Source organism: Rhizobium sp. 01N424, assembly GCF_056399485.1.
In genome coordinates this window covers 129227-147091 of the sequence record NZ_JBFTRK010000009.1, presented here as the reverse complement: position 1 = coordinate 147091, position 17865 = coordinate 129227, and the positions used below count along the sequence as shown (strand labels likewise).

The window sequence follows — 17865 nt, the reverse complement described above, 5'->3', positions numbered from 1 at the left end:
CTATGCCAGCGCCTCGTCCGTATGGCTGAGATCGGAAGCGAGCGCCTTGTCCAGAACCTTCTGGATACTGGCCGCTCGCCGGAACGACGGCTCCTGCGTCTTCCCGGCACGCACCGCCTGCACGAAGCGCTGGTAGTTGGTCTCGACGGGATCGAAACCGATATCGCGCCAGGTCGCGGTGTGCACGTCCTCGCCAAGGCAGGCGCGCAGCGTCGATTTTCCGGTGTCATAGACCATCTCAATCGAACCGGTCTCGCCATAAACCCGCAGACGAAGCTGGTCCATCTGCCCCGCCGCCGTTCGCGTCGCCTGGATGGTGCCGATCGCCCCTGAGGTGAAATCGACATTCATCGTGAAGCTGTCATTGGCGTCGAGATCATATTCGCCGATCTTGTCACCCGGCGCCTTGTTGAAGGTCTTCAGCCTGGCGAAGACATGGGCGACGTCGAGCCCCGAACCGTAAGAGGCGAAATCGACGATGTGGATGCCGATATCGCCGAGCGCGCCGTTCGAGCCGTGCTTCTTGCTAAGCCGCCACAGCCATTTGCTCTCGCTCTTCCAGTCGCCCCAGTGGCGGCCGACCAGCCAGCTCTGCAGATGCGAGGCCTCAACATGCCTGACAGCGCCGATCTCGCCAGCCAGCACCATCTGCCTTCCCTTCTGGAGGGCCGGAGAATTGCGGTAGGTGAAATTCACCATACCGACCTTGCCCGATTTCTCGATCGCTTCGGTCATTTCCATCGCCTTGGTGGCATCCGTTGCCAGCGGCTTTTCGCAGAACACATGCTTGCCGGCTGCGATCGCCTGCAGCGTCGTCGGATGATGGATCCGGTCAGGGGTGACATTGGCGACAGCATCGAATTCGCCCCAAGCCAGCGCCTCCTCAAGCGTGCTGAACTGCTTGGCGATGCCGTGTTCGGCGCAAAAAGCCGCCAGCCGCTCGGGAACGACATCGACGCCGCCGACAACGCTGACCCCTTCGATCTCCTTGAACCGCGCAGCGTGCTGGTTCGCCATTCCGCCAGTGCCGAGAATGAGTAATCGCATCGTATCCTCCATAGATTTCAGGTTCGGCCACCGCAGCGGCAGCCGGGCAAAACACATCCTTTGCGTGTTGCGATGCCGCAAGACGCCCGCTTGATCTCATGGAAATAGCGGTTTTAACCCGCCTAGCTTGTGTTGAATGTCGCCAGCATCTCATTCCTCCCAAGTGCGGCTTGACATCAAATCAAAGTAACTTAATCTAATTAATGCAGCATGGAATTGAGGAGAGGTCAACTGACCACCAGGCTGTATCCGTTGAAAATGGGGAGGAGACCCATCATGAAGAGAGCGTTCGTCGGCGCATTGGCGCTGAGCACAATGTTATTTTCAGTGCCTGCCGCATTTGCCGAAGAACTGGCGACGAAGGACAGGATCGGCCTTGCCGATGCACCGAAGTCCCTCGTCGTTCGCCTGACAAACGACAGTCCCAACAATGCCGACGCAAAGATCGCCGAAGGCTACCAGAAGCTCTTCGTCGATTTCATCAAGAAGCATCCCGACTGGAAGCTGCAGATGCAGTTCATGTCGGCCGATATCGGCACCGAACAGGCCAAGATGCTCGAGCAGGCCAAGGCCGGAAACGCGCCGGATTGCGCCGCGGTCGATTCCTTCGTGCTCTCGCAATTCATGGTCAACCATGTGCTGGCCGACTTCACGCCATACTTCTCGAAGGAAGAAGTGGACGACCTCTTCCCCTTCATCCGCGAGGGCATCACCGACAAGGACAAGAGCGTCCGCGCCTGGTGGTGGGATACCGACTTGCGCGTGCTCTATCGCAACAAGTCGATCGTCGCCGACGCGCCCCAGACATGGGACGACCTGAAGAAGGCCGGGATCGCATCGGTTGGCGAAGGAATGGAAGGCATCCTCTTCAACGCCGGCCGTTATGAGGGCTCGACCTTCGACTGGCTCGCCAACTACTGGGCACTCGGCGGCAAGCTGGTCGACGATTCAGGCAAGCCGATCTTCGGCGAAGGTGAAAACAAGGAGAAGTTCCTCAAGGCGCTCAACTATTACAAGGACCTCGTCGATTCAGGTGCCGCACCGAAGCGCGTGACGACGATCGGTAACTATGACGACCTGAACGCCGCGGCTGCGGCCGGAACCACCGCCCTCTTCATCGGCGGCAACTGGCAATACGCGCAGCTGAAGGCCACGCTCGACGACGACGAGTTCAAGAACTGGACCTTCTCGCCGATCCCCGGCCCGACCGCCGACCAGCGCTCGACCGGCACCGGTGGCTGGACGATCGCCTCCTTCGCCAAGGACAAGGACAAGGTCGAGATGTGCGCCAACCTTGCCCGCGAGGTCTATATGGGGCCGGCAAACGCTCTGCAGCAGCAGCTTCCTACGCGCAAGTCGCTGTTCACGAAGTATGACGTCTTCTCGACCGAAGCCAACAAGACCTTCGCCGACGCCCTGGTGAACGGTCAGGCGCGGCCCGGTGCACCGATCTATCCTGAGATCTCCAACCAGATCCAGATCATGATGGGTGACGTCCTCTCCGGCACCAAGAAGCCGGAAGAAGCACTGGACGGCGCGTTCAATGCGACGATGGAGGCTTACAAGCGTCTCTAGAGATTGTGATCGTGGCGGCGCCCGGAAATGGGCGCCGCCGGCATTCCCAAACCCGGACAGAGAAGCCCAATGAGCCCTATCGCCATCGAGGCCGTCAGCCCGCCTCACAGCAGATCGTTCATGCGCCGTTTCGCCGGGGCACCCTTGCCCTGGATCATGCCCGTGATCATCGTCATCGGCATCTTCTATCTCTACCCCGTTATCGACGTATTCCGCCTGTCGTTCACCAATGCGACGCTGATCGGCGACAATCAGGATTATACGCTCGGCTCGATCTCCAATGCGCTGAGCTCGCCGCAGCTGCCTGATATCCTGTGGGCAACGCTGATCTTCGTCGGCGGCAGCGTTATCGGCCAGCAGATCCTCGGACTTGCCGTCGCGGTCGTCGTCGTTCGAGGCGAGAAGCGCGGCCTGTTCGGCACGACGATCCTGCACACCACGGCGCTTGTCGCCTGGGTGGTCCCGGGTATCGCCGGCGGCATCATCTGGCAGATGCTGTTTTCCGAAGCGCCTTATGGCGCGCTGAACAGCATCCTCAGAATGATGCACCTGCCCGCCGTCGCCTGGCTCTCGGATCCGTCGATCGCGCCCTGGTCGGCGCTGATATCCAACATCTGGCGCGGTGCGGCTTTCTCGATGGTCGTCATGTACGCGGCACTGAAGGCAATCGACCCCTCGCTCTACGAGGCGGCGGAAGTGGATGGCGCAACGGGATCGCAGCAGTTTTTCTTCGTCACCATTCCCCAGCTGCGCGCCGCGATCCTGGTCAACATGATCCTGATCACCATCATGACGCTGAACACCTTCGACGCGATCATCACGCTGACAGGTGGCGGTCCCGGCCGTGCGACGGAAGTGATCTCGCTTTACGTCTTCAACATCGTCTTCAGAAATTACGACCTGTCGGGCGGCAGCGTTCTCTCCGTGCTGATGCTGATCATCAGTCTCGGGCTCGCCTTCGTCTATGCGTCGTTCCTGCCCAAGGAGGAAGAGCAATGAGCGGGCGCACCGGCACGCGGTTCGGCGATTTTCTGAGCTATCTGTTCATGCTGGCGATGTTCGTTTTCTTCGCCGGCCCCCTCTCCTATCTGCTGTCGATGGCGATGCGCGACCGGCGCGAGATCTATCGCGGCGTCGCCCGCTACATCCCGCACAATCCGACGATGGAAAACTTCGTCGCCGTTCTCAACAACAGCTATTTCCCGCTTTATCTGTGGAACGGGCTGAAGCTGGCGGCCCTCAGCGGCCTCGGGGTGCTGATCGTGGCGCTGCCCGCGGCCTATGCCTTCTCGCGCTTCCACTTTCGCGGCAAGGGCCTGTCGATGATGGGACTGCTGCTCTTCCAGATGATCTCGCCGCTTGTGATCATGGTGCCGCTCTATCGCTACATGAACAAGCTCGGCCTGCTCGACACGCATTTTGCCGTCGTCATGGTCTATATCGCCCTCGGGGTGCCGCTGGCGACCTGGCTGTTGAAGAGCACAGTCGATAGCATCCCGCGCAGTCTCGACGAGGCCGCGATGATCGACGGCTGCAATCGCTTCTCGGTGTTCTGGCGGATCGTCCTACCGCTCTCGGCGCCGGGCATCGCCTCGGTCTTCATTATCACCGTCATTGCCGGATGGTCGCAATTCCTGGTGCCTTTTCTGCTCCTGACCCAAAACAATCTGATGCCGATCGGCGTCGGTATCTTTAACTTCCGCGGCATGCAGACCGACTCGTCGATCCAGCTACTTGCCGCCGCCTGCCTGATTTCCGTCGTACCGGCGATCGTGGCCTTCCTGTCGCTCCAGAGACTGATCCTCGGCGCGATGACCAGCGGCGCAGTCAAGGGATGAGGCCGGTCTGATGCCGATGGAAGATGAAGGATCGCGACCATGAACCAGACCGCGGGCGTCAAGCTCTCCCCCGATCTCAGCGGGGCCAATGTCGAAGATGCAGGCGAGCATAACCGCGCCGTCGTGCTGCGCTGCATCCACCGGCAGGCGCCGATTTCCCGCGCCGAGATCGCCAGGCAGACCGGCTTCACCAAGCCGGCCATCGCCCGCATCGTCGACCGGCTTCTCGATGAAGGACTGATCATCGAGGCGCGGCGCCGCCACGGTTTGCGCGGACAGCCCGCCATCGAGCTCGAGATCAATCCGGACGCGTTCTTCGCCATCGGCATCAATATCGACCGCGATCATCTCACCATCCTTGCCGTCGACGCGGTTGGCAATGTGCGTGCCCGCGTGCATCACGAAAAGCGCTACATCCTGCCCGCCGAATTCATGCAGCTGTCGGCCGACGCCATCTCGCATTTTCAGCGCAGCCGCCTGATCGACGACGCTCATCTCGCCGGTATCGGGCTCGCCATGCCCGATTGGCTCGGTGAGATTTCGTTTCCAGGCAAGCCGGCCGACTATTCGGAATGGCTGGAATTCGACGTGCGCGCGGCGATCGAAGGGCTGACGCAGCACCCCGTCTTCATCGAGAACGAAACCAATGCCGCGGCACTGGCCGAACTCGACTATGGGCTCGGCGCTGAAAGCCGCAGCTTCCTCTACATCGCCATCAATGCCTGCCCCGGCGGCGGCCTGGTGCTGGATGGCAATGGCCACCGCGGCGCCATGGGCCTCAGCGGCGAAATCGGCTGGCTGCCGATTGCCGACGGCAAGGACGAGCGGGCGCAGAAGGTGCGACTGCTCGGCGAGATCTTTTCGCTGTTCTGCCTCTACGAGTTCCTCGCGGAACACGGCATCAAGGTCAGCGTACCGCAGGATCTGCTGACGCTCGATACGCGCGGCAAGCGGCTGGTCTCGCAATGGCTGCGGGAGATGAGCGCCCATTTGGCCGTCGCTGTCCGGCATATCGGCATGATCATCGATCCCGACGCCATCCTGGTCGGCGGGCGGCTGCCGATCCGCATGATCGACGAGCTGCTGCGCTATGTGCACGAGCATCTCGATGCGGCCGACGCCGCCCTGCCGTCGCTTCACCGCGCCTCGCTCGGCGACGATGCTTCGGCGATCGGTGCTGCGGCCATGCCAATGGCGGCAGCGCTGATGCTGGCGTCGTCAGATGAGGTTCAACGCACCCGTTCACCCCTGAAATACATGGATCGCCTGAACAACTAGAACAGCCGCCGCGGCGGCGCCTGGGAGGATTTTGATGAAGATCGGTTTCTATACGTCGACGTTCAACGACCGGCCGCTGGAAGAAGTGGTCGATTTCGCGGCCTCCGCCGGTTTCGATGCCATCGAGATCGATGTCGGCGGGCATATAAAGACGCCCGACAAGGTCCGCTCTGCCGTGGTGCTGGCCCGCGAGCGCGGCCTCTTCGTCTCCTCCATCACCTATTTCGGCAACCAGCTCGACGCCGACAATGCCAAGCGCAAGGATCTGCGCTCGCGCACCTCGGAGTTCGCCCAGGCGATCGGCGAGGTGGGCGTACCGATCTTTGTGATCTTCCCGGGACGAAACGATGAAGCCAGCGACGAGGCCAATTACGACGACTTCGCAGCCTATACCAACGGCCTGATCGCCGAGACGGCGGCAAGCGGACTCATCTTTGCGATCGAAAACTGGCCGGGACCGAAGGACAATTTCGTCGGCACGACGCCGAAGGGCTACGAGGAGCTGTTCAAGCGCATTCCAGACCGCCGCTTCGGGCTGGAATTCGACCCCTCGCACTTCCTGCGCATCGGCGTAGATCCCTATCAGGCGCTCGAGGACGTCAAGGACCGCATTGCCATCCTCCATGCCAAGGACACCGCGATCGATCCCGCCGTACAGCAGGCCGTCGGCTATCACGGCAAGGGCTGGTGGCAATACAAGCTGCCCGGCCTCGGCCTTCTCGACTGGACGAAATTCCTGCGCCAGGCCGTGAGCTACGGTTTCGACGGCACGATCTCGATCGAGCATGAGGATGCCGCCTACGGCTGGCCGGGCAAGGACCTGGAGGCCCGCAAGGAGGGCGAGCGCGTTGGGCTCAGCTATCTCAGAAACACCTTGAACAAGCTCTGATCGCAGCCTGGGGAGGACGATAATGGCTCATGTTTCAGTCAATAATGCACGCAAGGACTACGGCGCGTTCAAGGCCATCAAGGGCGTCTCCGTCGATATCCGCGACGGCGAATTCGTCGTCCTCGTCGGCCCGTCCGGCTGCGGGAAGTCGACGCTGCTCAGGATGATCGCCGGGCTCGAAGGCATCACCGGGGGTGAAATCCAGATCGGCAAGCACATCGTCAACGAGCTTGCACCAAAGGACCGGGACATCGCCATGGTGTTCCAGAACTATGCGCTTTATCCACATATGACCGTCGCCAAAAACATGGGCTTCTCGCTGCGGCTGAAGCGCATGCCGCGCGAAGAGATCGACAAGCGTGTCGGCAATGCCGCCAAGATCCTCGGGCTGGAGAGCCTGCTGGAGCGCTACCCGAAACAGCTCTCCGGCGGCCAGCGCCAGCGCGTTGCCATGGGCCGGGCAATCGTCCGCGACCCGGCCGTCTTCCTGTTCGACGAACCGCTCTCCAATCTCGACGCCAAGCTGCGCGTCCAGATGCGCTCGGAGATCAAGGAGCTGCACCAGCGGCTGCAGACGACGACGATCTACGTCACCCACGACCAGATCGAGGCCATGACGATGGCCGACAAGATCGTCGTCATGAAGGACGGCCGGATCGAGCAGTCCGGTTCTCCGCTCGATCTCTACGACCGGCCCAATAATCTGTTCGTCGCGGGCTTCATCGGCTCGCCCGCCATGAACTTCATCAAGGGCAGCATGACGGATGTGGGTTTCCGCACCGAAGACGGCATCATCCTCCCAAGCGACCGCCGTCCGGGCGATGCGGTAACCTACGGCATCCGCCCCGAACATCTCCGGCTCGACCCCGGTGGCATCGAGATCACCACTGTCGTCGTTGAGCCGACGGGATCGGAAACGCTCGTCATCGCCAGACTGGGTACACAGACGATCAGCTGCGTCTTCCGCGAGCGGATCAGGGCGGCGCCCGGCGACATCTTGAAGGTTGCGCCCATTCATGATGCCGTTCATCTTTTCGATGAAGGCGAGCAGCGTATCGTCAGCGGCGAGGCCCGGCTCAACTGATAGGGAGTGACAAGCCGACGATAATTTGCGAAGACGGCTGTGTTGAGAGACAGGGGCGTTCGCCGAAAGGCGGGCTGAGAAGTACCCTTCGAACCTGAACCAGATAATGCTGGCGGAGGGAGTCGCTCGAGGCCCTCCGCAGCGATTGCCCGGCCTCCCGCGTCTTGCCCCGCTCCAAAAGGGACGCAAGATGACGACTTCGAGATCACCCGGACAATTGCTGACCGCGCTGCGCGCCGCGCCGCCACTCGTCCACTGCATCACCAACTACGTCGCGATGAACATTGCTGCCAATGTCGTGCTGGCGGCGGGCGCCTCGCCTGCCATGGTGCATGCAGAGGAGGAAGCCGGTGAGTTCGCGGCGATATCAGGGGCGCTGACGATCAACATCGGCACGCTGTCGCCCGCCTGGGTCAGTGGCATGAAGCAGGCAGCGAAGGCGGCTGCCCGCAACGGCAAGCCCTGGGTTCTTGATCCGGTCGCCCACTACGCCACTGGTTTCCGCCGCGAAACGACGGCCGCACTCCTGGACCTCAACCCAACGATCATCCGCGGCAACGCTTCGGAGATCATCGCGCTTGCCGGCAGCGAAAGCCGTGGCCAGGGCGTCGACAGCCGCGACCCCGTCGAGCAGGCCGAAGGTGCGGCGCGCAGCATTGCCGCGCAGTATGGCGCAGTCGTTGCGGTCACCGGTTCGGTCGATTTCGTTACCGATGGGACGCGTGCTGTCAGGATCGCCGGCGGCTCGGCCCTCATGCCGCAGATCACCGCGCTCGGCTGCTCGCTGACCTGCCTGACCGGCGCCTTTGCCGCGATTGCGCCCGAGGAGACTTTCGATGCGACGGTCGCAGCGCTGGCAATGTTTGCCGTCGCCGGCGAACAGGCGGCGCTGGAAGCGAAAGGCCCCGGCTCCTTCTCCTGGCGTTTCCTTGATGCGCTCGCGGCAATCGACGGTCCGGGCCTCGATCAGGCGGCAAGGATCAGCGTGGCGTGAAGACCTTCGACCTCTCCCTCTATCTCGTCCTCGATCCGGATCTCTGTGCCGGATACGGGCTTGTCGAAACCGCGCGTGCCGCCGTTGCCGGCGGGGCGACCATCGTGCAACTGCGCGACAAGACGGCGGACACCCGGCAAATGATCGAAACCGGCCGGGCTTTGCAGCATGTGCTCACGGGCAGCAACGCGCTGCTCATTGTCAACGACGATGTCGAGGCGGCGATCGCGCTCGGTGCCGACGGATTGCATATCGGCCAAGATGATCTCGGCGCGATTGAAGCTCGCCGGAAGATCGGGCCGGGCATGATCCTCGGCTTGTCGGTCGAGACGGCGGCGCTTGCCGCCGCGGTGGATCCCGCCATCGTCGATTATGCCGGAATCGGCCCGGTCTTTGCCACCGCGACGAAGCCTGACCATAAGCAACCGATCGGCCTTGCAGGTCTGGCCGATCTCGTTCGCGCCTGCCCGGTTCGCTCCGTAGCGATCGGCGGCCTGAAGGCCGAGCATGTCGGTCCGGTGCTTGCCACCGGCGCCGAGGGCCTTGCGATCGTCTCGGCGATCTGCGGCCAGCCCGATCCGAAGGCGGCGACCGCAGCCATCGCAGCCAGCATCAGAAAGGCACGCTCATGATCCGTAACGTCCTCTCGATTGCCGGGTCCGACCCTTCGGGCGGCGCCGGTATCCAGGCCGACCTTAAAGCTTTCTCTGCACGCGGAACCTACGGCATGGCCGTCCTGACGGCGCTGACGGCGCAGAACACGACCGGCGTTTCCGCCGTGCAGACGGTCTCTCCGGACTTTGTCGCCGAGCAGATCCGCATGGTTTTCGCCGATGTGCGCGTCGATGCGGTGAAGATCGGCATGATCGCCAATGCCGCGATTGCCGAGGCGGTCGCCGATGCCCTGAAGCCGCATCGCGGCATCCCCATCGTGCTCGATCCCGTCATGATCGCCAAGGGCGGCGCCACCCTCCTCGACATTGCTGCGATCGGCGCGCTAACCACGCGTCTCCTGCCGCTCGCAACGATGCTGACCCCGAACTTACCGGAGGCGGCCGCGCTGCTGGGCGAGCAACATGCGGAAACCCGGAATGAGATGCAGGATCAGGCGCGCAGACTGCTGGCGCTGGGTGCCAAGATGGTGCTGCTCAAGGGCGGGCATCTCGGTGGCGCCGACAGCCCCGATGTCCTGGCGAGCGCTGACCACATCACCTGGTTCGAGGCGCCGCGGATTGCGACGAGGAATACCCATGGCACAGGCTGCACGCTGTCGAGCGCACTTGCCGCAGAGCTCGCCAAAGGCGAGTCGCCCGAGGCTGCGGTCGGCATTGCCAAACGATACCTCGCTGATGCGGTCGCGGCAGCCGGTGAACTGACCGTCGGTTCCGGCCACGGCCCTGTGCAGCACTTTCATGCGCTCTGGGACGGGGCCAAGTTCTGAGACTCAGCCCTTAGGCTTCATGTTCTGCGGATAGATCGTTTCGCCTTTCGCCAGCATCTCGACGAAAGCGGCGATCTTTCGCTCCCGGCCCGCAGGCGTCTTCATATTGTGTATGCGGAAGGCGAGCGCGAAACGGTTCTGCTCGCTAAGGACAGCAAGCATCTCGCTTGCCTTCGGCTCGGCATCGATCGCCGCCTGCAGATCGTCGGGGATCTTCATGTTCTTGCCGCTGCCATAGGCACGGTCCCAGCGGCCGTCGGCCTTGGCGGCCTCGACCTCGCGCAGACCGTGACCGGTCATCCGGCCTTCACTGATCAGTCGTGCGACATTGTCGACGTTGATCTGGCTCCATGTGCCGTTCTTCGTACGCCGGGTGTAGCGCTGCAAATAGCTCTTCTCATCGAGGCTTTTGCGCACCGCATCGATCCAGCCCCAGCAGAGCACGGCATCGATCGCCTCGACGGGCGTGATCGATGGCAGGCCCGAGGCCACCTTGAAGATGCGGATCCAGACTTCGCTTTCTTGATCGTGATGCTTCGAAAGCCAGTCGTAGAATTCCCCGGCATTGCTGAATTCATGCACCCTGTCCGGATCGACGACGATCGGAGCCATTCGCTTTATCCCCCGTGAAGCCTGCGCCCGGCCATGGTAGCGGCCGCGGCGCAAACTTCAACTCGCTCAGGACTTGACCGCACCCGCCGTCAAACCGGCAATGATGTGCTTCTGGGCAAGGAAGAAGACGATGATGGTCGGCATGATCGTCAGCGTGATGAAGGCCAGCACCAGCTGCCATTCGGTGCCGAATTCGCCGCGATAGACCATGATGCCGAGCGGCCAGGGATATTTCGATTCCGAATTCAGCATGATCAGCGGCAGGATATAGCTGTTCCAGCTGCCGACGAAGGAGATGATGCTGACCGTGGCGATGATCGGCCGAGATAGCGGCAGCGAGATGTACCAGAAGAAGCGCAGATAGCCGCAGCCATCGACGAAGGCGGCCTGGAACAATTCTTCCGGAAGGTTGCGAAAATAGTTCCTGAACAAGAGAATGCTCATACCAAGGCCAAAGGCCACCTGCGGCAGCACCACGCCCCAATAGGTATCCAGCAATCCGAGATCGCGGATGCGGATGAAGAGCGGCAGGATGGCGGTGGCAGCCGGAAACATCAGCCCGAGCAGGAAATAATTCAGCAGGAACGACGAGCCGAAGAAGCGCACATGCGCGAAGGTGAAGGCCGCCATCGACGARACGATCAGTGTCAGCGACACGGTCAGCACCGCAATGACCAGCGAATTGAAGATCTGCAGCCAGTAACGCTCGCCGAAGAGGATATCGGTATAGTTCGACCATTGCCATTCGGCCGGCAGGCCGAACGGATTGACGCGGAGATCGCCCAGCGTCTTGAAGCCGCCAAGCGCCGTTGTCAGCAGCGGGATCAGCACGAGGGCGGCGATCAGTGTCAGCGAGACGTAGAGATAGACTTTCGTCCCCGTTTGCATGCGAATGGTGTCAGTCGTTTCAGTCATTGCGCATGAAAATCCTTTTGTAGCCGAAGGCGAGCGTCACGCAGATGATGAACAGCACGACGCCGACGGCGCTGCCAAGGCCGACCTGCATGCGCATGACGCCGTAGGTGTAGAGGAAGGTGACCATCGTCTGCGTCGAGTTCGATGGTCCGCCGCCGGTGAGCGGCATGATCATGTCGAAGAGCTGTAGGGAGCCGATGACCGCAAAGAAGATAGACAGGCGGAGCGTCGAGCCGAGCAATGGCAAGGTGATGTAGCGGAATTTCTGCCAGCCGGAAGCGCCGTCGATATCGGCTGCTTCGAGCACGTTCTTGTCCACGGATTGAAGGCCGGCGATGAACAGCATCATGTGGAAGCCGAAGTACTTCCAGACGACGACGCCGAGCACGGCGTAGATCGCCACGTCTTTGTCGGCCAGCACATAGGGATTGGCAAAGCCGAAGAAATTGGCCGTCGCGGCAAACAGGCCATAGTCGCCGTCATAGACGAAGCGCCAGATGAGACCGGCCGCGACATCTGCCAGGACGTAGGGCAGGAAGAAGATCAGCCTGTAAGTGACGACACCTGGAATGCGGTGCGCCAGCATGGTCGAAAGCCAGATTGCCAGCGGCACTTGGATGGCGATCGAGATGATGATGATCAGGCCGTTGTTGATGAGCGCCTGGCTGAAGGCGGCATTGCGGAACAGCACCTGGAAGTTCTTGAAGGCGATGAATTCGGTTGGCGTGCCGTAGCCGTTCCACTTGTAGAAACTGTACCAGGCCGCCTCGCCCATCGGCATGATGACGAAGAGCGTGAAGAGGATCAGCGCCGGCGGCAGGAAGAGCAGCAGGATGGCCCAGCGGTCATGCGCGATCGAACTGCGGTTCTTTCGCGCACTCTTGGAAAGGCCTTTCGCGCCGATGCCAGTTGAAACGGAAATGTCAGCCATGTGTCCTGCTTTCGCATGCGCCTGATCAGGTCCCGGCGCCTTGCGGGCGCCGGGAAGAGAATGCGGAGTGGATCACTGCTCCAGTTCGAACGCGTCCTGGATCTGCTGGGCGCCATCCTTCGAACTCATCTGGCCCGAGACGATTTCCACCGAGACATCATTGACGACGCGGCCGACGGCGGCGCCGAGATCCTGGTCGAAGAAGTTCTGATGCCATGTGGATCCGGCGAGCTGCTTGGCGGATTCGGCGAGCAGCGGGTTGACGACCCCGTCATCGGCGCCGACGGCGACCGGCAGCAGCATGGCGTTCTTCGCCATTTCCCGCTCGTTATCGGCATTCGTCAGATAGGCGAGGAAGTCGATCGCCTCCTTGGACGCCTTCTTGGTGACCACCCAGCCGTTCAGACCGCCGAGCGTATCAGTAGCTTTACCCGCGCCGCCATCGACCGCCGGGAAGGCAAAGCGGCCGATATTCTCGGGCGCCAGACCCTTGCCGTCACCGGCATTCTTGCGCTGGTTGGCTTCGGTGTTCTCGAAGCCGAGGATCATCGCCGCCTTGCCGTCGCCGAAGACACCGAGCGCCTGCGGCCAGGTCACGCCAAGGTAGCCAGGCTGGAAGGGTTCAAGCTTGCCGAGCGCGGCGAGATCGTCACCGGCCTTGATGATCGCCGGATCGAGGAAGCCTTCGCCCTCACCCTTCTTAGCGGCATCGAACACCTTCTGGCCGCCTTCGCGCATCACGAGGTAGCTCCAGTAGAAATGGATCGGCCACTTCTCACCGCCGCCACCAGCGATCGGCACGACGCCGCCGTCCTTGAGCTTCTTCACGGCATCGAGGAAATTGGCCCAGCTCTTGATGTCTTCAGCCTTCACGCCGGCCTTGGCAAACAGCTCCTTGTTGTAGAAGAAGCTGACGAGGCCGACCTTGTAAGGCACGGCCCAGACCTTGCCGTCGAAGGACATGCCGTTCACGGAAGCGGGCGTGAACTGCTTGCGCAGCTTGCCGCCATCAGCGTCGAGCGCGGCCGTGACTTCCTGCAGCGCGCCGGTTTCGGACTGCTGCTTCAGGACGCCGCCGCCCCAGCTGTAGAAGAAATCGGGCACGTCGTCGGATTGCAGAAGCGTCGGCAGCTTGGCCTTGAAGGCCTCGTTTTCCAGGAACTGCATCTGGATATCGACATCGGGATGCAGCTCTTCGTATTTCTTGACGATCTCTTCCCATTTCGCCACGAATTTCGGATCAAGCTCCAGATGCAGCCATTTAACGACAGTCTTCGCCGAAGCCGCACCAGCGCCGAGTATCAGCGAAACCCCTGCAGCGGCTGCCAGAAATGCAATACGCTTGCCGCGAAGGGCTAGGCCCTTGTGCATATACGTCATGATTTTTCCTCCCAGGGGCTCCATCCTCACAATTTTTCCCCTATGCGGATTAATTCAACGGAGCTTTGGCACAATGTCAACCCAACCGCCCAATTTTTTGCCGTTCCGGCTTGACAGAGGCCTGTTACTGCCTGTTATTTAATTCGTAACCCGTCGAAAATATTTGGGTCACGGCCCCATTCAAGCGATTGCCCGGCTAGATTTCATGAAGACCGCAGATCCCGAATTGATGCGCGCGATCAATCGCTTGAACGTGCTGGATACGATCCGCCGCCACGGGCCGATCTCGCGTGTGGAGATCAGCGAACGCACCCAGCTGTCGACGACGACTGTTTCCGCGATCACCGCTTCGCTGCTTGACGACGGCCTCATCCTGCCGCGGCACGAAGGCGACATCCGCAACGAGGCGGCGCGCGGCAGACCGCGGGTGATGCTGGAGCTGAACCCGGATGCCGCCCGCGTCGTCGGCGCCAAGATCGCCGCCAACCGCATGATTTTCGTCGTCACCGATTTTCGCGGCGACGTACTGTCGAAGCTGACGCTTCCGATCCGGATCGATCGGCAGCCGATTGCCGTCATCGCCGATCTCGTGGAAGACGGCGTGCGCCGCTGCGTGGTCGATGCCGGGCTCTCGCTCGAGGATGTCGATACCGTCTGCCTAGGCCTTCCCGGTGTCATCGAGCATCGCACCGGCCATGTGCGCAGCAGTCCGATCTTCCGCGAAGTGAATGTCGATTTCGCCGCCGAGATGACGGCGCGGCTCGGCACATCAACGATCGTCGAGAGCGACGCCCACGCCATCACGCTTGCCCATCACTGGTTCGGCAAGGCGCGCGACCTGGAAGACATGGTGCTGATTTCGCTCGAACAAACGCTGGGGCTCGGGGTGCTGCACGGCAACCAGCTGTTCCGCGGCGCGGGCGGCCTCAGCCACAATCTCGGCGACCTCGTGCTCGGCATGGGGCCGCAGGGCACGGTACGCCTCTGCACTCAGGCGGGCGAAAGCGCCATCCTCGGCGATCAGCAGGCCGACGGCCGTTTCGCCGAGGCGATCCGCCTTGGCCGCGGCATGACCCATGCCCAGGCGCTGATCAAGGCTGAAGACAATACGCTGATCGCCTCGGCCATTCGCGCCGGTGAGGCCGTTGGGCTGACGATCGCCAATATTGTGACCCTGTTCGCGCCGCCCCGCGTCATCCTCGTCGGCTCCAGCTTGGCGCTCGGCGAGCCGTTCCTGAACAGCCTTCGCGATGCCTATGCGGTGGCGATCCCGCCGTCGCTGAAGGGCGTGACCGAACTCATCTTCGACGATTCCAGCGACGATTTCTGGGCGCAGGGTGCTGCCGCCGTCGCGCTTTACGAACTCTATGAATCGCCCTGGAGCACCACGGGGCCGGCGCTGTAGCGCTGAGACAGATACATATCCTGGGAGGAATTTATGGAAAAAGTCGGTATCGGCATCATCGGATGCGGCAATATTTCGGGCGCCTACCTGAAGGCGATGGCTTCCTTCCCGATCCTCGACATCCGGGGCGTGGCCGACCTGAACCGCGATCTGGCGGATGCGAAAGCCGCGGAATTCAACGTCCCGGCAAAGAATATCGACGAGCTTTTCGCCGATCCCAAGATCGAGATCATCGTCAACCTGACGGTGCCGAAGGCCCATGTCGCCGTTGGCCTGCAGGCGCTGGACGCAGGCAAGCACACCTATTCCGAAAAGCCGCTCGGCATTAATTTCGCGGAAGGGAAAAAATTGGCGGAAGCCGCCAAGGCGAAGAATCTTCGCATTGGCGCAGCGCCCGATACATTCCTCGGTGGCGGCCATCAGACGGCGCGGACTCTCGTCGATAACGGCGTCATCGGCCAGCCGGTTGGCGGCACCGCGACCTTCATGTGCCCGGGCCATGAGCGCTGGCACCCGAATCCGGCCTTCTATTATGAAGTCGGCGGCGGACCGATGCTCGATATGGGGCCTTATTATATCACCGATCTCGTCAATCTCTTCGGCCCGGTCGCGCAGGTTGCCGGTTTTGCCGTGGCACCGCGCAAGGAGCGCGTCATCACCAGCGAACCGCGCAACGGCGAGAAGATCCCGGTTCACGTGCCGACGCATGTGGCCGGTGTCATGGCGTTTGCCAATGGCGCGGTCGTGCAGATCGGCATGAGCTTCGATGTTGCGGGCCACAAGCATGTGCCGCTGGAACTCTACGGTACCGAGGGCACATTGATCGTCCCCGATCCGAACCATTTCGGCGGAGAAGTGCAGTTTCTCAAGAAGGGCGGCAGCTTCGAGCCGCAGGAACTGACCTTACCCTATGCCGATGGCAACTACCGCTCGATCGGCGTAGCCGATCTTGCCCATGCCATCCGCTCGAACCGACCGCATCGCGCCAATGGCAGCCTGGCGCTGCATGTGCTCGAGGTCATGGAAGCCTTCCACACGGCCTCGGAAAGCGGCCGCACGGTCACCATCACCACGGCCACGGAGCGGCCCGCGCCGCTCTCGGAATCGCTCGTTGACGGGCGGCTCGCCAAGTAATTTTCAGGAGGAATATGCATGCGTGAAGCACTGATCGTCTGGGGCGGATGGAGCGGCCACGAGCCGCAGGAATGCGCCGTCATCATCAAGGACATGCTGGAGGAGGACGGCTTCAAGGTCTATGTCGAGCATAGTACCGAAGCCTTCGCCGACCCTTCCGTGCACGATCTCAGCCTCGTCGTGCCGATCGTCACCATGTCGAAGATCGAAAAGGAAGAGATCAAGAACCTGGCCGCGGCTGTGGAAAACGGCGTCGGCATTGCCGGTTACCACGGCGGCGCCGGCGACAGCTTTCGCGAGTGCGTCGAATACCAGTTCATGATCGGCGGCCAGTGGGTGGCCCACCCCGGCAATATCATCGACTATAAGGTCAACATCACCAGGCCCGATGACCCTGTCATGGAGGGGATCGTCGATTTCCCCTACACGTCGGAGCAATATTACATGCATGTCGATCCGTCGAACGAAGTGCTGGCTACCACCACTTTCACCGGCGACCATGCCTATTGGATCGACGGCGTTGTGATGCCCGTGGTCTGGAAGCGCAAATATGGCAAGGGCCGCGTCTTCTATTCCTCGCTCGGCCATCAGGCCAAGGAATTCAGTGTACCTGAAATGAAGACCATTTTCAGCCGCGGAGCCAATTGGGCAGCGCGCTAAATCACTGATCTTGCAAGAGCCTTGGATAGCCCGGCGCAGCGCCGGGCTATTTGCGTTTTGCCGCCCCCTGCGCGGCGTTCTGTCCTCCACCAGATTCCCTGTTGACATCCAGGATCGAAACGACGAAGTCTATGTCATTAAAAGGGTATACATTCCGTAATAACGGAATATTGGAGGACGACAGGTGCCCGACCTGCTGGTAAACCTATATTCGAAGACGCTCGACGGACTGAGATTAAAGGCCGATGAAACCGGTGTCACCATCCGTCCGGCCCTGCCGCCGGAAATGCATGTCGTTACCGCCTGGGTTCGCGAGCATTTCAGCGAGAACTGGGCAAGCGAAGTCACCGTGGCGTTTTCCCGCCAGCCCAATGCGTGCCTGATCGCCGTCGATGGCGGCAAGCTTCTCGGCTTTGCTTGCTACGACACCACGGCACGCGGCTTCTTCGGCCCGACCGGCGTGGCACCTGAAGCCCGCGGCAAGGGCATCGGCCTCGCCCTCTTTTCCGCCTGCCTTCAGACGATGAAGACGCTTGGCCACGCCTATGCCTTCATCGGCGATGCGGGCCCGGTCGATTTCTACGCCAAGACCGCTGGCGCCGTACCCATCCCCGCGCCCGACAAGGGCATCTACGAAGGCATGCTCAGAAGCAAGCCGAAGACCTGAACTGATACCGGAGCA

At 61.6% G+C, this 17865-nt stretch carries 18 protein-coding genes and 1 riboswitch; of the genes, 13 read left to right on the top strand and 5 right to left on the bottom strand.

Features of this window, described 5'->3' with window-relative positions; genetic code table 11:
• Positions 1-1047: a Gfo/Idh/MocA family protein gene (locus tag AC1DNK_RS21620; RefSeq protein WP_477943259.1), complete on the bottom strand. Its 1047-nt coding sequence runs from the start codon at positions 1045-1047 to the stop codon at positions 1-3.
• 276 nt (positions 1048-1323) lie between these two features.
• Here AC1DNK_RS21620 and AC1DNK_RS21615 point away from each other — a divergent pair, with 276 nt between their 5' ends.
• The 9 genes from AC1DNK_RS21615 to thiD all read left to right on the top strand — a co-directional run bounded on the left by AC1DNK_RS21615 (position 1324) and on the right by thiD (position 10146).
• On the top strand, positions 1324-2622 hold the full coding sequence (locus AC1DNK_RS21615) for an extracellular solute-binding protein (RefSeq protein ID WP_477943258.1): 1299 nt from the start codon (positions 1324-1326) through the stop codon (positions 2620-2622).
• A gap of 69 nt (positions 2623-2691) precedes the next feature.
• A complete protein-coding gene (locus AC1DNK_RS21610) occupies positions 2692-3621 on the top strand; it encodes a carbohydrate ABC transporter permease (protein WP_477943257.1) in 930 nt (309 codons plus the stop codon).
• Positions 3618-4460 carry a carbohydrate ABC transporter permease gene (locus tag AC1DNK_RS21605; RefSeq protein WP_112388397.1) on the top strand — a complete coding sequence of 281 codons (843 nt, stop codon included), beginning with the start codon at positions 3618-3620 and terminating at the stop codon, positions 4458-4460. Before AC1DNK_RS21610 ends, AC1DNK_RS21605 begins: the two co-directional genes overlap by 4 nt.
• Positions 4461-4499: 39 nt before the next feature.
• Positions 4500-5738, top strand: coding sequence for an ROK family transcriptional regulator (locus tag AC1DNK_RS21600; RefSeq protein ID WP_477943256.1), 1239 nt, complete (start codon positions 4500-4502; stop codon positions 5736-5738).
• 34 nt (positions 5739-5772) lie between these two features.
• Positions 5773-6627, top strand: coding sequence for a sugar phosphate isomerase/epimerase family protein (locus tag AC1DNK_RS21595; protein WP_477943255.1), 855 nt, complete (start codon positions 5773-5775; stop codon positions 6625-6627).
• Positions 6628-6649: 22 nt separating this feature from the next.
• Positions 6650-7711 carry an ABC transporter ATP-binding protein gene (locus AC1DNK_RS21590; RefSeq protein ID WP_477943254.1) on the top strand — a complete coding sequence of 354 codons (1062 nt, stop codon included), beginning with the start codon at positions 6650-6652 and terminating at the stop codon, positions 7709-7711.
• Between the two features lie 41 nt (positions 7712-7752).
• A riboswitch (TPP riboswitch) is annotated at positions 7753-7849 on the top strand.
• 52 nt (positions 7850-7901) lie between these two features.
• Positions 7902-8705 (top strand): hydroxyethylthiazole kinase, encoded by an 804-nt coding sequence (gene thiM / locus AC1DNK_RS21585; protein WP_477943253.1) that lies wholly within the window; start codon positions 7902-7904, stop codon positions 8703-8705.
• Positions 8702-9337 carry a thiamine phosphate synthase gene (thiE, locus tag AC1DNK_RS21580; protein ID WP_477943252.1) on the top strand — a complete coding sequence of 212 codons (636 nt, stop codon included), beginning with the start codon at positions 8702-8704 and terminating at the stop codon, positions 9335-9337. The genes thiM and thiE overlap by 4 nt, the downstream gene beginning before the upstream one ends.
• A complete protein-coding gene (thiD, locus tag AC1DNK_RS21575; protein ID WP_477943251.1) occupies positions 9334-10146 on the top strand; it encodes a bifunctional hydroxymethylpyrimidine kinase/phosphomethylpyrimidine kinase in 813 nt (270 codons plus the stop codon). The genes thiE and thiD overlap by 4 nt, the downstream gene beginning before the upstream one ends.
• A 3-nt stretch (positions 10147-10149) precedes the next feature.
• Here the strand turns inward: thiD and AC1DNK_RS21570 are convergent, their stop codons facing one another.
• The 4 genes from AC1DNK_RS21570 to AC1DNK_RS21555 all read right to left on the bottom strand — a co-directional run bounded on the left by AC1DNK_RS21570 (position 10150) and on the right by AC1DNK_RS21555 (position 13984).
• Positions 10150-10758: a YdeI/OmpD-associated family protein gene (locus AC1DNK_RS21570; protein ID WP_477943250.1), complete on the bottom strand. Its 609-nt coding sequence runs from the start codon at positions 10756-10758 to the stop codon at positions 10150-10152.
• Positions 10759-10824: 66 nt separating this feature from the next.
• A complete protein-coding gene (locus AC1DNK_RS21565; protein WP_477943249.1) occupies positions 10825-11673 on the bottom strand; it encodes a carbohydrate ABC transporter permease in 849 nt (282 codons plus the stop codon).
• Entirely contained in the window at positions 11666-12604 is a 939-nt protein-coding gene (locus AC1DNK_RS21560; RefSeq protein ID WP_112388405.1) for a carbohydrate ABC transporter permease, read from the bottom strand. The genes AC1DNK_RS21565 and AC1DNK_RS21560 overlap by 8 nt, the downstream gene beginning before the upstream one ends.
• Positions 12605-12676: 72 nt before the next feature.
• Entirely contained in the window at positions 12677-13984 is a 1308-nt protein-coding gene (locus tag AC1DNK_RS21555; protein ID WP_477943248.1) for an ABC transporter substrate-binding protein, read from the bottom strand.
• 205 nt (positions 13985-14189) lie between these two features.
• On the opposite strand from AC1DNK_RS21555, the gene AC1DNK_RS21550 reads away from it, so the two are divergent.
• The 4 genes from AC1DNK_RS21550 (at position 14190) to AC1DNK_RS21535 (ending at position 17850) form a co-directional block, all read left to right on the top strand.
• Positions 14190-15389 (top strand): ROK family protein, encoded by a 1200-nt coding sequence (locus AC1DNK_RS21550; RefSeq protein ID WP_477943247.1) that lies wholly within the window; start codon positions 14190-14192, stop codon positions 15387-15389.
• 33 nt (positions 15390-15422) lie between these two features.
• Positions 15423-16523: a Gfo/Idh/MocA family protein gene (locus AC1DNK_RS21545; RefSeq protein ID WP_477943246.1), complete on the top strand. Its 1101-nt coding sequence runs from the start codon at positions 15423-15425 to the stop codon at positions 16521-16523.
• Positions 16524-16541: 18 nt separating this feature from the next.
• The gene (locus AC1DNK_RS21540) at positions 16542-17183 is read left to right on the top strand and encodes a ThuA domain-containing protein (RefSeq protein ID WP_477943245.1); all 642 of its coding nucleotides are present in this window, start codon (positions 16542-16544) and stop codon (positions 17181-17183) included.
• A 184-nt stretch (positions 17184-17367) separates the two neighbouring features.
• A complete protein-coding gene (locus AC1DNK_RS21535; protein WP_112514828.1) occupies positions 17368-17850 on the top strand; it encodes a GNAT family N-acetyltransferase in 483 nt (160 codons plus the stop codon).
• The last annotated feature ends 15 nt before the right edge of the window (positions 17851-17865 follow it).

What these genes read in the sequence shown, in the direction of transcription:
- AC1DNK_RS21620 (WP_477943259.1), bottom strand. Translation starts at nt 1,047, where the DNA reads ATGCGATTACTCATTCTCGGCACTGGCGGAATGGCGAACCAGCACGCT.
- AC1DNK_RS21615 (WP_477943258.1), top strand. Translation starts at nt 1,324, where the DNA reads ATGAAGAGAGCGTTCGTCGGCGCATTGGCGCTGAGCACAATGTTATTT.
- AC1DNK_RS21610 (WP_477943257.1), top strand. Translation starts at nt 2,692, where the DNA reads ATGAGCCCTATCGCCATCGAGGCCGTCAGCCCGCCTCACAGCAGATCG.
- AC1DNK_RS21605 (WP_112388397.1), top strand. Translation starts at nt 3,618, where the DNA reads ATGAGCGGGCGCACCGGCACGCGGTTCGGCGATTTTCTGAGCTATCTG.
- AC1DNK_RS21600 (WP_477943256.1), top strand. Translation starts at nt 4,500, where the DNA reads ATGAACCAGACCGCGGGCGTCAAGCTCTCCCCCGATCTCAGCGGGGCC.
- AC1DNK_RS21595 (WP_477943255.1), top strand. Translation starts at nt 5,773, where the DNA reads ATGAAGATCGGTTTCTATACGTCGACGTTCAACGACCGGCCGCTGGAA.
- AC1DNK_RS21590 (WP_477943254.1), top strand. Translation starts at nt 6,650, where the DNA reads ATGGCTCATGTTTCAGTCAATAATGCACGCAAGGACTACGGCGCGTTC.
- thiM (WP_477943253.1), top strand. Translation starts at nt 7,902, where the DNA reads ATGACGACTTCGAGATCACCCGGACAATTGCTGACCGCGCTGCGCGCC.
- thiD (WP_477943251.1), top strand. Translation starts at nt 9,334, where the DNA reads ATGATCCGTAACGTCCTCTCGATTGCCGGGTCCGACCCTTCGGGCGGC.
- AC1DNK_RS21570 (WP_477943250.1), bottom strand. Translation starts at nt 10,758, where the DNA reads ATGGCTCCGATCGTCGTCGATCCGGACAGGGTGCATGAATTCAGCAAT.
- AC1DNK_RS21560 (WP_112388405.1), bottom strand. Translation starts at nt 12,604, where the DNA reads ATGGCTGACATTTCCGTTTCAACTGGCATCGGCGCGAAAGGCCTTTCC.
- AC1DNK_RS21555 (WP_477943248.1), bottom strand. Translation starts at nt 13,984, where the DNA reads ATGACGTATATGCACAAGGGCCTAGCCCTTCGCGGCAAGCGTATTGCA.
- AC1DNK_RS21550 (WP_477943247.1), top strand. Translation starts at nt 14,190, where the DNA reads ATGAAGACCGCAGATCCCGAATTGATGCGCGCGATCAATCGCTTGAAC.
- AC1DNK_RS21545 (WP_477943246.1), top strand. Translation starts at nt 15,423, where the DNA reads ATGGAAAAAGTCGGTATCGGCATCATCGGATGCGGCAATATTTCGGGC.
- AC1DNK_RS21540 (WP_477943245.1), top strand. Translation starts at nt 16,542, where the DNA reads ATGCGTGAAGCACTGATCGTCTGGGGCGGATGGAGCGGCCACGAGCCG.